General features: G+C 39.7%; 9 protein-coding genes. 3 read left to right on the forward strand and 6 right to left on the reverse strand.

The window, feature by feature from the left end; translation table 11 throughout:
* Positions 1–213: 213 nt before the first annotated feature.
* A complete protein-coding gene (gene ndk, locus AN486_RS03750; RefSeq protein WP_027401368.1) occupies positions 214–663 on the forward strand; it encodes a nucleoside-diphosphate kinase in 450 nt (149 codons plus the stop codon).
* 114 nt (positions 664–777) lie between these two features.
* On the opposite strand, the gene AN486_RS03755 is transcribed toward ndk, so the two are convergent.
* Positions 778–1,509 (reverse strand): TerC family protein, encoded by a 732-nt coding sequence (locus tag AN486_RS03755; protein WP_290599378.1) that lies wholly within the window; start codon positions 1,507–1,509, stop codon positions 778–780.
* A gap of 872 nt (positions 1,510–2,381) precedes the next feature.
* Here AN486_RS03755 and AN486_RS03760 point away from each other — a divergent pair.
* On the forward strand, positions 2,382–2,576 hold the full coding sequence (locus AN486_RS03760) for a DUF2811 domain-containing protein (RefSeq protein ID WP_027401370.1): 195 nt from the start codon (positions 2,382–2,384) through the stop codon (positions 2,574–2,576).
* 156 nt (positions 2,577–2,732) lie between these two features.
* Here the strand turns inward: AN486_RS03760 and AN486_RS03765 are convergent, their stop codons facing one another.
* A complete protein-coding gene (locus AN486_RS03765; RefSeq protein WP_053538799.1) occupies positions 2,733–3,431 on the reverse strand; it encodes a response regulator transcription factor in 699 nt (232 codons plus the stop codon).
* Positions 3,432–4,182: 751 nt separating this feature from the next.
* Between AN486_RS03765 and AN486_RS03770 the strand changes: the two genes are divergently transcribed.
* Positions 4,183–4,806: a CPP1-like family protein gene (locus AN486_RS03770; protein WP_053538800.1), complete on the forward strand. Its 624-nt coding sequence runs from the start codon at positions 4,183–4,185 to the stop codon at positions 4,804–4,806.
* 390 nt (positions 4,807–5,196) lie between these two features.
* On the opposite strand, the gene AN486_RS03775 is transcribed toward AN486_RS03770, so the two are convergent.
* The 4 genes from AN486_RS03775 to AN486_RS03790 form a co-directional block, all read right to left on the reverse strand.
* Entirely contained in the window at positions 5,197–5,877 is a 681-nt protein-coding gene (locus AN486_RS03775; protein WP_290599384.1) for an HAD family hydrolase, read from the reverse strand.
* Positions 5,878–5,933: 56 nt separating this feature from the next.
* Entirely contained in the window at positions 5,934–8,960 is a 3,027-nt protein-coding gene (gene sbcC, locus AN486_RS03780) for an exonuclease subunit SbcC (protein WP_290599386.1), read from the reverse strand.
* Between the two features lie 781 nt (positions 8,961–9,741).
* Positions 9,742–11,406: an alpha/beta hydrolase gene (locus tag AN486_RS03785; protein WP_290599388.1), complete on the reverse strand. Its 1,665-nt coding sequence runs from the start codon at positions 11,404–11,406 to the stop codon at positions 9,742–9,744.
* A gap of 420 nt (positions 11,407–11,826) precedes the next feature.
* Positions 11,827–13,086, reverse strand: a complete 1,260-nt coding sequence (locus AN486_RS03790) for a hypothetical protein (protein ID WP_053538803.1) — start codon at positions 13,084–13,086, stop codon at positions 11,827–11,829.
* Between the last annotated feature and the right edge of the window lie 378 nt (positions 13,087–13,464).

The following is a 13,464-nucleotide window of genomic DNA, read 5'->3' on the forward strand; positions in this document are numbered from 1 at the left end:
TAATTAGAAGTATGGTTAATACCATGTTGCGCTACCCATAGAGGGGTAAGTAAGCCTTGCTAGGTTTTGACCAGAAAGAAAAGAAGACTATCTTTGCTTAATTCCCTGATCTCTGCAAATTTTTCGGGAAAATTCGCAAGACTACTAGACAAAAGACATCAATACAACTGACAATTAACCCATCAAAATTAGATTATGTTTTTGGAGACAGATTTGGAACGCACATTTTTAGCAATTAAGCCTGACGGTGTCCAGCGCGGACTAGTGGGTGAAATTATCCGCCGATTTGAAACCAAAGGCTTTACCCTGGTGGGTTTAAAGTTTATGAAAGTCAGTAAGGAATTAGCGGAAAAACATTATGATGTTCACCGTGAAAGACCTTTTTTCCCTGGTTTAGTGGAATTTATCATTTCTAGTCCAGTGGTAGCAATGGTTTGGCAAGGTGAGGGCGTTGTGGCAGCAGCCAGAAAAATTATTGGCGCAACCAACCCTTTAACAGCAGAACCAGGAACAATTCGCGGCGATTTTGGTGTTAATGTCGGTCGTAACCTCATTCATGGTTCTGATGCTCAAGAAACCGCTCAAACAGAAATTGCGCTGTGGTTTAAGGAAGAGGAGTTAGTTGCTTGGCAACCTCATTCTACACCTTGGTTAAGTGAGTAGTTAGGCAAGAGGCAAGAGGCAAGAGGCAAGAGGCAAGAGGCAAGAGGCAAGAGGCAAGAGGCAAGAGGCAAGATTAATTTCTCCTCATCTCCTCTGCTTCTGATCTTTGCTGAATTACTTTGTTACTTCGGATACTTCAGCTTTTTCCTTTTCTTCTGGGGCTAATTCTACAACGTTGCGTTTAGAGAAGCCCCAGGCTAAGATGATCCCAATGGCAGTCACTACGAGCCATTCTGGTGGGACTAAATCATCGTTGATGACTTTTAATAAGAGACGTAAACCCACAAATGCTACAGTGATGTAACCTGCGTCTTCTAAGTTTGTATATTCATCTAACCAGCGGATAAATAATCCAGCCATAAATCGGAGGGTGACAATCCCAATGGTTGTACCTGTGATTACTAACCATATTTCTTGAGAAACGGCGATCGCTGTGGTGACACTATCCAAGGAAAAGGCTAAATCTGTAAAGGCAATTACGGGTATAGCTTGCCATAAAGATTTAAAACGTGGTCCATGATGGTGATTGTTTTCATCTTCTTGGGAACTGAAGTGCTGGAAGACCAGCCACAACAGATAAGCAGCACCCAATAGTTCAAATTGCCAAAATTTCTGTACCCAGGTAGCTGTTAACAGTAGGGTAATGCGGAGAACATAAGCGAAGACTAACCCAATATTTAGGGCTTGACGTTCTAGTTTCTTGTCTTCTAGTCCTTGGGCGATCGCAGCGAGAGCGATCGCATTATCAGCCGACAGTACCGCTTCTAAAATCACTAATATTAAGAGGACTATAGAAGCTTCAACACTGAAATGAAAATTTAAGTAATCAAATATTTGGTCTAACATTCCAATTTCTCAGGCAAAAATTCAGAATCTACAGGATATGGGATTTAGAGGTTTTTATTGTCGAAACTACAATAAATTACTACTTCCATCTATTTTAACGTGCATTTAGCCTACTCTTAATGAGTAACTCTTATCACCAACTGTATAGGCTATCAAACTAACAAGCAAGCAAGCAGGGCAATAAGATAATTTTTTTCTGATCATGACCCGTCAAAATGTCTATAAGCAAAATTTTTTATAAAATAAATTGTATTTACAAATATAGCAATCGCCAAGGCGGTTAGGACATTAATTAACAGTCAAACTCTTGCTACCAAAGGGGTTTTCTCCTGACTCCTGCTATATACTTTACCACCTTACGAGTTTTTTGGTAAGCGTCAAATTCAGTATCTGAAAACCTGAGAGTGTCAATTGCTTGATATGTCATATTTTCCTGACATTATGGTAATTCTTATTATTAACAACCTTTTTCCTCATTGATTCCACAGGATTTCCACAGGTGATTTTGGACTTTTCCACAGACGTTCTACGAGTTAATCAGTCATTGCTGACTTATTGGGGATTGTTAATTGTTCACTACTAACAGGGTGGATAACCGAGTTTTTATAAAGTTATATAACAAAAATATAGTTGTAAGCCTGATTATTTGGTCAAGATTTATTTTTGACTGCTAATTGTTAACATTTCGCAGCATTGACAAATCCACCCCTGGTGAGCGCAGAATAATGAGTCTTAGTTTGATTTCATTCAGCATCTGAATTTTGTGTTCTGGTTTATTTTAATTTCTCCCTACGTCCCTCACAGGGCATGAATCAGCCCTCAGTAAAACTGAACACCAATAACTTCTCTTGATTGATCTACAGGAAAATTTTATGAACACCACAGTCCCTATCTTTACGGAAATTCCCGAAACATTACAGGAATCCATGAACAACTACTTAGAAACCCATCCTGATTGGGATCAAACCCGTGTCTTAACAGCGGCTTTATCATTATTTTTGCTGCAAAATGGTGAGAGCGATCGCCGAGCGGCGCGTGTTTACTTAGAAACTTTATTTCATCAATAATCCATAAAAATACTGGATTAAATTCATAAACCAAGTTTATTTATTTGATCCCACAAGAGGAACGCGGTAGCGTTGGGAGCTTCGCGTCTTTAGACCGGAGAGTGTCAAATCTTTATTGCGTGGGATTGGCGGGGGTTTACAGGTGGTAGTCAAATTTTAGGCAGAAGTAGCGCATTCAAATTTGTACCCTACACCACGAATAGTATGAATTAATGTTGATTGAGTAGGATCTATTTCAATTTTCTTACGAATTTGACCGATATGAACATCCACAACCCGCTGATCCCCAACATATTCATAGTCCCAAACTTCTTGAATGAGTTCGGATCGTCGCCAAACTCTAGCTGGATGACTAGCAAGAAAATATAATAAGTCAAATTCCAGCGCAGTTAGGGGAATGGGTTCGCTGTTAATCATTACTTCCCGCCGCATAGAATCAATTGTTAATTTGTCAAAAATTAAGCGTTGCTGTTCGGCATTAGTCACAACTCGCTGCCGCCTTAAAATAGCCCCTACTCTTACCTCCAACTCTCCCAAGCCAAATGGCTTAGTCAGATAGTCATCAGCGCCTTTAGCAAAACCGCGAATTTTATCACCTTCGTCGGTTCTACTCGTCAGGAGTAGTACAAATACGCCACTACGACTCTGCATTTCTTGACAAAGGTTAAAACCAATTACATCCGGCAGATTAACATCTAAAATTACTAAATCGGGATTAAATTGTTCAAACATACTCATACCAGTCTTCCCATCTTCGGCAGATTCAACTTGATAATTTTGTTTGAGCAAAAAGCGTTGGATTAAATTCCGAACCGCAGGATCGTCGTCAACTACAAGAATCTTAGCAAGAGCCATAGGGATTACTTTTTATAAAAGCGCATAGGATTAACAAACATGATTGCGTAGGGACGCAGGTTCTACTTTGTTACTAATTCAAAATTTACAGGGGAGAGCAATGATTATCCTGATTATTTCCATAAAATGTGATTTTTATTATGGATAGGCAAGAGGTAAATATGCTGGTATAGCAAAAGTTATGAGTAATTCAGTCTTTTTGAATTTGTGTGCGGTTGACCCGACTCGTGCTATGATTGTAGTAGATGTATAAAATTGCCTAAGACATATAATTTAGCTTAGACAGTAGAAGCCTCTCACCTACCCGATAGGGAGGTGATGAGATGAATACAATACGCGCGAGTGAGGAATTGCCCAACGAACAAAATTAAGCGCAGCTTAATCAGTGTTGTTGGGCGATGTTAGCAAAGCGGCACGAAGTGCGGAATGAACACTTTCTTGATTTTTTTTCAAATATTTGATATAATTTTCAACGGTAGGTGTAACTCAATTAAATGCACCAAAAGCAGCCTATCAAAATAAAAGCTAATTGTTTGGCTTAACCAAAGAACCGTGGGACACACGGTCTTAAAGCTCAGTTAATGTCTTCATAGAAGAGTCGCGCTCGTTGCCCACACTCACCTGAAAGGGAGTGTGTGGAGTATGTCGCGTAGTTACTGATCTAGTTGTTGTCTTTATTTCTATAAAATCTAAAGTTGTTTTTCTGTAAAATAAAAAGTGCCGCTGATTAAGGCTAAAGTAATAACCTCCCATGAGTGATCAAAGTCCCTACGAAAAACTTGGGGTATCGGAAGACGCAAGCTTCGATGAAATCCAGGATGTTCGGAATCGCCTGTTAGAAAAACATGGTGGTGATGGCAGTGTCCGAGAAGTTATTGAAGCCGCTTATGATGCGATTTTAATGGAACGCCTGCGGATGCGCCAAGAAGGTAAGATTAAAGTGCCTGAGCGCATCCGATTTCCAGAAATGCGAGTTCCATCTTCTACTCAAACAAGTCAGTCTCTTAGTCAGCAGTCTCCTGCATGGCTACAGCGAAGTTTAGATCAGCCCACGTTAACTGATGTCCTGCTACCAGGCGCCTGGTATCTAGGTTTGGGTGCAACGAGTTTATTGTATCCCGGTAGTGGTGGACAGGTTTTGCAACTGTCCTTGGTAGTTGGGGTCGGTATTGGTATTTACTTTCTCAATCGTAAGGAAGGAAAGTTTGGTAGAGCAGTTTTATTGACGCTGGTGAGTTTAATTGCTGGTTTAATTGCTGGTGGTCTGATTGCTGGCTTGATATTACCATTGCCATTGATAAATATGACGGCGAATCAGTTTTCTACGTTGTTGACTTTTATCTTGCTGTGGTTAGTAAGTAGTTTTTTACGTTAGGTAATGGGTAATTGGTTAACGTGAATTCGATGAACCTCACCCCAACACCTCTCCGTGTTGGAGCTATCGTGTACACACAAGTTAAATTACCCCCCTTAATCCCCCCGATGCTTTGGGGGGAAACCGGAAAAATTAGTTCCCTCCCCTTTGCAAGGGGAGGGTTAGGGAGGGGTCAAAATATTTGATACATGAATCATGACTTTTTAAACACCCTCTTAGGAGAGGTTTACCAGGGGGGTTAAAAATTATTGGTCGAACTCACGTTTGGTTCATTAGACTTCTCCAGTAAAGATTGTAGAGACGTTCCATGGAACGTCTCTACAAGGGTTTCAAACGACGCACATTTAATTTTCGGAGATGTCTATTGCCGATTACCCATTATTTTTGTTTTTACTCGTTGAGGATGAAATTTACAGCGGTTTTTAAGTCTGGCATAATCAGATCAGGTTGATAAGATTCTAGTTGTGAGCGATCGCGGATACCAGATTCAACAGCGATAATTTTAATATTATGTTTTTTGGCGGCGGTAATGTCGGCTTCTGTGTCTCCCACCATCCAACTATCAGCAGCGGGGGGGAGTTCGGCTAAGGCTTTAGCCATTAACAATGGTTTATCTTCGACATCACGGGTTTTTACATAGTCGTTACTCAGACAATAACGGCGATTTTCTGGGAAAAATTGGCTTAAATTATGTTGATTAAAGGCATAGTCTAGTTCTCGTACCCTTCGCATTGTCATGACGGCTAAATCAACACCGGCGGCTTGAACTTGACTGAGTGCGGCTAATGCTGTGGGGACAAGAACATCATGCTGGAAATAAGGGAGGGTGTGGACTGTTTGTTTACGAATTTGGGAAAATTCTTGCCCTTGTTGGGCATCTAAACCTGATTTTAGGGCAATTTGGAGTTCGGGAGTGTGCGATCGCTTGAGTTGCCAAAATTCGGCTTTAGACAGTTCCGTAATTGTTTGTTGAGGATATCGGGTTGTCTCTAGACACAATTGATAAACACGGTAATAGCGTTCCGAAACATCCATGATTGGACCGTCAAAGTCAGTAATTAATCTCAGCATGAGTAGATAATTGGATATAGATCCCCGACTTCTCCAAGAAGTCGGGGATCTGGGTATTACATCAATAATTGTAACTGTGAACCTTGCTGATTTTTACTCACTTCGATTCTGGCTTGGAAGGCTTCTTTGAGGTGGGGCATATGGGTAACAGTAAGTATACAGGCAAAATCAGCGGATATGGCGTTAATGGCGGCAATTAGGCGATCGCATCCTTCCCCATCCTGAGTCCCAAAACCTTCATCTACTACTAATAATTGTAATGATGCTCCTGCTCTTTGTGCCAATAATTTTGCCAGTGCTAAACGAATGGCAAAGTTAATTCTAAAAGCTTCCCCTCCTGAATAAGTTTCATAGGATCTCGTTCCCCTGGCATCAGCAATTAAAATATCTAAAGTATCTATTAATTTGGCATTTTTCTTACTGGATTTGCCACTGCGTCCGGCTTTTTGGGTAATAAATTGGACGTGAAATTGATTCGCACTCAATCGAGAAAGTAGTTGATTGGCTTCTGCTTCCAGTTGAGGTAAAATATTTTCAATCATTAAAGCTTGAATCCCATTTTTGCCGAAAGCTTGGGCTAATTCCTGATATACACGCTGTTGTTGTTTACAATTTTGTAATTGTTGTATTCCTTGTTCATACTGATTTTGTAAAGTTTCCAATTGCAGGGACATTTGTTTTAATTGCCCTAACTGAGATATTTTATTATCTAGTTCCTGTCTACGGTTTGCTAATTGTTGTTCTAAATTATTAATTTGGGCCGTGGGGTTGGCACTATCAGATAATTGTTTAACAATATTATCAACTTCTTGAGTTGATATTTCTCTTTCTTTCAGGATTCTTTGCAATGAATCTTCTAAATCTTGACTTTTATTAAGTAATTGCGGATATTGTGCTTGTGCTGATAATAATTGTTGATGGCGTAATTGCCAAACTTGTCCTTGTCGCACACCTTGACGCAAATAATTATGCTGTTCAGAACTATAGGCAATTTCCGCAATTTGCTGTTCTAAATTAGCAATTTCTTTGGCACAATCAGAATCAGTTTGTCCCTGTTGCAGTTGCCATTGTAATTGAGTAATATTCCCTGTTAATTCTGGCTTTTTAGCTGTTAGTTGTGCTTGGCGTTTTAAGGCATCTTTAATTTGTCCTTGTTTAATTTCTGCCCACCGTAGTTTATCCACCTCACTGCGGGCAAGGGCGTGGTCTTGTTCACTATAATTAAGTTGTTGAAGAGATTGATCTAATTGCTGAATTTCTGTTTGTTTTTCAGGGGCATAGTCACCACTCTCTAAAGAACGTTCTAAATGTTCTTTTTGGGCAATAATTTGTAATAACTGTTGTTGGACATCACTTGTAGCTTCTAACTGTGCGGCTAATTGTCCCCGTTGTTCTCGCAATGAATCATAACCTGATAATTTTTGGGATATTTCTCGATATTCTTGTCGGAGTACCTGAATTTCTCGATCTGAAACTGCGAGTTGTTCCCGCACTACCCAAAATTGTCCTTGAGTATCTTCATATTCTAATTGGGTTTTTTCGATAACTTTACCCCAATGATGTTCATCTAAAGGACGTTCACACAAAGGACAACTAGCATCGGGATTTTGTAACATTTGCAATTTTTGTTCTAGTTCTGCCAACAACCTTTCATAATCTCGTTGGTGGGCTTGCAAACGTTCAATAAAATGTCGTCTTTCCTGTCCTTTTTCCTGGACTCTTTGCAGATAAACGCGCTTTTTTTCTAATTCTTCAATTTGCGTTCCTATCTCTATTACTGCTTGTTGTAATTGGGGTTGCCGGTGATGTTGATTTTGTAATTGTTTTTCTGTGGCTTGCATTTGCTCTAATCGCGCGACTAAACTAGCATGAGTGCGATCTAATTGAGTTTGTAAACTGGCTCTTTGTTGTAATAATGGTGTTACCTGCATTTGCAATTTATCTAAGTTAGTCAAATGCTGACGGGCGGTATTTAATTGTAATATAGCTGTTTCGATATCCCCAGATTTACTCAGGGTTTGATTAATTTCTTGTTCTTGCTGTTCTAAAGCTGATAATTGGGCTTGGGCTTGTTGTAATTGACGTTCTAAATCTTGAGTTTGTTTATATAGCTGTTGTTGTTTTTGTTGTTTTAAATTGGTAGCGCGGGTATGTTGTTCAAATTTAGCAGCAAAGATTTCTTCTTGAGATTGTAGATTTTGATATTGAGTATAACCGGCTTGAATGTCAGTTTGTTGATTGATAATCTTTTCTAAATCTGCTAGTTGGGATTTTACGGCTATTTGTTCTTGTTGTAGGCGATCGCTATCTTGACTAAGATTATCATATCGTTGCCGCAGAAAATTTAATTGCTGTTCCCAACTTTGTCTTTGATGTTGGATAACCTGTAAACTTTGTAACTGAATATTTTCAAAAGCTTGCACCTGTTGTAGATTATCTAGTTGCGCTTCTAACTCAGTGCGTTGAGTTTCCGTTATTTCCCGTTGTTGGAGTTGAATTTTGATATTTGCTAAAGAATTTTCTAACTCTTCTCCTTGGATTCTATAAAGTTTAGCTTTATCCTTGGCTCGTTCTTCCAACTCATCATACTGATTTAGTTTCAATAACTCTGCTAAAATTTCCTTGCGTTCAGCAGGACGTTTGAGCATAAATTCATCGGCTTTTCCTTGACGCAAATAAGCAGAATTAATAAAAGTCTCATAATCTAGCTTAATATGTTCGAGAATGACATCCTGAGTGGCTTTTAATCCCTTACCCGTCAAAGGACGAAACCCAGTAGGAGTTTCAATTTGAAATTCTAAAATACTAGTTCCACCCCTAACCCGGTTGCGAATCACCCGATAAGTTTGCTGACCACTTTGGAAAGTGAAATCAATTCGGACTTCTTTCGCACCAGCATGAATCACATCATCCTCAACAGTAGCACGGCTTTCACCCCAAATTGCCCAAGTGATAGCTTCTAAAAGGGAAGATTTTCCCGCACCATTAGAACCACAAATGCACGCCGTATGCAAGCCGCTAAAATCTAAACTTGCATCACGGTAACTGAGAAAGTTTTTAATGATAAGTTGGACTGGGATCATTCAGGCTATAGTGCCAAATTTAGAATTTTGATTGTTAACAGTACAGATGCACTTAGTTTTTAGTTTAGTCATGTAATTAGCAGGTTTCTAGTCTTGAAGACATCAATTTTACAAAAATTTACAATATCAAGACAACTTTTTTCAAATGCCATCTGATGCCATCGTCAGATATTCTGTTTTTGTTGATACAATAGGCAATTAATTGTGCTGAAACTATAATCATACTTAATTCTATGGACTTTGACAAAAAAGCCTTCAGCGAACGTGACATCTGTACTAAATATATTACTCCTGCCATAGTGCAAACAGCAGTTAATAGCCTCTGGGCGCAGACCCTGCGCCCCTACTTTCTGAATTTTTCATGGTCAGAATCTACTAAGTAGGTTGGCGTTGAAAATTGTCGTTATGGCAAGGCAAAAGGCAAGAGGCAAGAGGCAAGAGTGAAGAGGGTTTGGGCGATTTTACGTTTCTTTACACAGTTTGGTTTTATTGTGTTCACCTACTTAGTACCGTGCAGCTTAAGTGAATGAACCATTTTCAAGCCTTGTAATCAATCAAATTTTCGGAGCTTTTAATGGTCATGTTATTTACGCCAACCTGTACTAGTGAAGAAACTCATCATATTTCACGCTTAAATTAGTCTTGGATTGAATATTCTCTCTTGAGAAGGATTCTGAAAATATAAAGAATCTATAGGATGGATTATATATTTTACCCTGAGTGAAGTTGGGCTTGGTTTACCCTCCAAGCCTTTTTATTTATTTGCTCGTCCTTCAACCTATTATTTATTGGCTGTCATACCTGGACTTTGTGCTTCTTGTATCATCTCAGGAGAAAGTTCTCGCACTGTGCGAAAGGGAAATAGACGAGTTGAGGAAATTTGAGCGTAGTCGGCAGTCAGAAAAGGAGCATATTGACTAGCTTCAGGAGTTAACTGTGCTGCCATTGCTAGGGTAATACCTTTGAGAAACTTCCGCACATCTTTAGCTTGTTCTCCAACTACTTCTTTGTTCAAGATAGGTGTATTTGATTTCCCCATTTGATATGGGGTCAGACTAGGATCTATAATGCTCAAATGAGAAGCACCAACCACACCCACCAACCACTTTGGGGAGGGAATTTTCGCAAAACCCATAACTTGTTCAGTTAATGCAGGGGTAATTTTATCTGCGGAACTAGAGAGGATTAATGTGGGAATTTGTACTTTTGTTAACCCAGTTTCCCCAAACATTAAAGAGGTGGTAGGATTAAGGGCGATCGCCTGTTTAATTCTCCCATCTCGCAATTGATAGGTTTTTTCTGGTAATGCTTGAGCCACACATTGAAGAGTTTCACCCAAGTTAGCATTAGCTAAGTTTTGCTGACAGCGTTGTTTGAGGGTTTCGATTTGTAATTCGCCCCCAGCCAATGCTAAAGCCGTTCCCCCACCAAAGAAATAACCTACAACCATCACATTGTTAGTTGCTAATTTTCCCCGTAAAGGACTATTCGCAGTTTGGTTAACTTTTTCCAATTCATCAACAATAAAACTAACATCTTTGGGACGGTCTAAAAATTCTTGGGGTTCAACAAGTTGTTTTCTACCTTTACTGACTGCCTTAAAAGTAGTTTCATTACTACCAGGATGTTCCAAAGCCGCAACAACATAACCATGAGAAGCCAAATGTTCGGCTAAATAACGCAAGTCAGTCCGCACCGAACCCCAACCATGAGACAAGACAATTACAGGTTTATTTACACTTGCAGCGGTAGAGAAGTAAACATCTAGGGGAATTTGTCGTTGACGCTTTTGGTCATTGAAACTTAACTTGAGTGTCTGTACCTGTGCGCTTCCTGCTTGAGTAGGATCTAGAGAAGACGCAACTTTGATATCTTTAGGGTTAACTTGGGGAGAAAGACCAAACATAAACCGCTGAGTGCGGACAAATGCACCATTTAAACTCCCCGCCACAGTTAAAGCCTGGGGTAAATTAATTTCTAGGCGTTTACTGGGATAGGCAGCAATAAAACTTAGTATAGATAAACCCTGTGGAGAATTAGCAGCTAAAACCAATCCCCCTTTCATAGCTTGTAATCCCGATTGATCTCGACGGGTAATAGCTGTAGAGACATCGCTAAGAATTGTAGTCCCAATTTGGGTATTGATTAATCTATCTAAAGTAGCAACATTTATGGGAATTCGGATTTTTAGTCCCTCTACCAAAAAACGACGTTGTTCTTCAGTCATTCTTTTGGTATAAGTTCCCAAACTATCTGGTAATTTGCCAGTTTCCGTAGATTTTTTTAACTCTTCCAAGGATACAGATTCCTCTATGGGTCCATAACGAATCACAACCGTATCTGCTGCGTGGACAGAAGAATTAATTCCAAAAAACGGTGTCAGCGCGACAACACAAAATGCCCCTGTAAATACCTTAAAATTCTTCCAGCTTTTCTCTGTGAACATCTTTATATTGCCCCTCAACTTAGGAGATTCTACCTGATTTTACGTTTTTTATCCTACCCCATTTCTGAAGCAGCAACTCCCATAGGTGCAATAGCTAACAGATAGTACACAGAACCCTATTATCAAATAACTATCTGGCGTTGCTGATTAAGGGTATGAATTTTAGTCTCACGCAAAGGCGCAAAGACGCACTGAGGTTTGAGTTTTCAAGGTTCAATTTGGGAATTTCATACCTCAATATGGCTACGCCACGCAGGCTATCAGCAACGCCAACTATCTTAATATCAGTAGGCTTCTCAGATAGAAGTATAAAAAATAAGTGTAAAAGTTAGTGCCGTACTACGGTACTAAAAACTAAAGAAGCTGATTACACAGGCTTTTCAGAAGATATTCAATTTTTGTTTGACTCATGCAGTTGTATTAAAGCTTTTGTCCTGTGTAGATAGAGCGAACTTCACCATTACGGCGAACAATAGCTTCTCCGTTACTGACTTCTACTAGTGTCCAACCTGTAGTACCGATATTTTCACCTATATTAATTCGGCGACTAATACCATCTACCTTAAACAAAGCCACAGATTTATTACCCAACTCCAATAGTCCCTCTAATTGTGCAGAATAGCTAGGTGCTGCAACCTGTTGTGGTATATTCTTAGTTTCTTTTACAGGTGCTGGGGGAACAATTGTTGGTAATTTCGGTGGTGCGACTTTCAGCGGTTGAGGATTAACGGCTGCTGGTTTGAGATTCACCTGTGTTGTTTTGGGTATCGGCTTAATTGCTGGTTGTATAGTATTAATAGTAGGAGAATTATTAACTGTTAAAGATGAAGGTAAGGTAGGTGGTACTGGGACTGTGGGAACAATTGGTATTTGATATTTGAGTGCGGGAGACTGATAAACTGGAATATATATGCGCTCAACCACATTAGGGGTAGTCAAGCGATTATTAGCAGGTAGCATATTGGTTGCTGCTACAGGTAATGGTGGAGTTTCTGTTAGTTGGGTATTTGGTAAAGGTAAGGCAGTGGTTTGATTCAGATTAACAGTGGGAAATCCTGGTTTAGCAATTGTTTTACCATTGGTTGTCCCTTGCTGTTCTATCACAGTTAAGGCTTCCAACATATAATTTACTAAGTCTAACTGAGGATCTGTGATTACAGATGCAGGTGATGGTGTCTGGTGATTTGGCAAACTTTGGGAAGTTAATTGGGCATTTATTGTATTTAATAAACCAGACTCAGTTAAGTAGACCATACCCAAAGTCCCGACGGTTAGGCTTAATCCCATAAATATTAGTTTACCTAAACCACTGGTTTGTTGTTGTTCAGTAGTTGCAATTGCTTTGATAGATGGATGATTAACTACTAGTGTAGTGGTTTGGACGTTTTTAATGGGTGCAGTAGATTGTAATGGACGATTAAGTTTTGATGGTAAAACCACATCTGGCATTTGAAATGTCATAGTTTGCACGGGGACAGATTCGTTTCTGCCTCTATGATGATTTCGCTTGTTTCGACCATCAAGAATGTTGTCAATATCATGAAAAAGTTCGTCCATTAAGCTTTCAGCATAGGTTTCTATTGTCCAAGGCTCGTTGTTGACGAAATCTATGGCTAAAGACATACTGGTGCTATCGGACGCTTCTGAAACAAATAAATCAGTGCTGGATTTGGGTAACATAGGCTTTTTCGGTTTTCAGTTGTCAGTTGTCAGTTGTCTAAGAGGCAATACTGCTCGGTTAAGCAAAGTCATTATATGGTAGGTTGAGTTGTGGAATGTCAGCGTTGCGGAGTAATGTAACGTTTACGAAGTGTGACATATCCCTGCGGTAGCGTGCCAGAGGCATCAGCCATAACCCAACATTATCAAGGATTTTGTTGGGTTTCGCGATCGCTCAACCCAACCTTGTATCTTAGAGGATGTTTTAAAAGTGGTATCCCGTAATTTTTATCACATTTTTACCCCCCTTAGTCCCCTCTTGTAAAGGCTACTGTGTACACACAAGTTATCTAATTACCATTATTCCTCAAATTACCCCACCCTAACCCTCCCCGATGC

Source organism: Anabaena sp. AL93, from assembly GCF_001672085.1.
GTDB lineage: Bacteria > Cyanobacteriota > Cyanobacteriia > Cyanobacteriales > Nostocaceae > Dolichospermum > Dolichospermum heterosporum.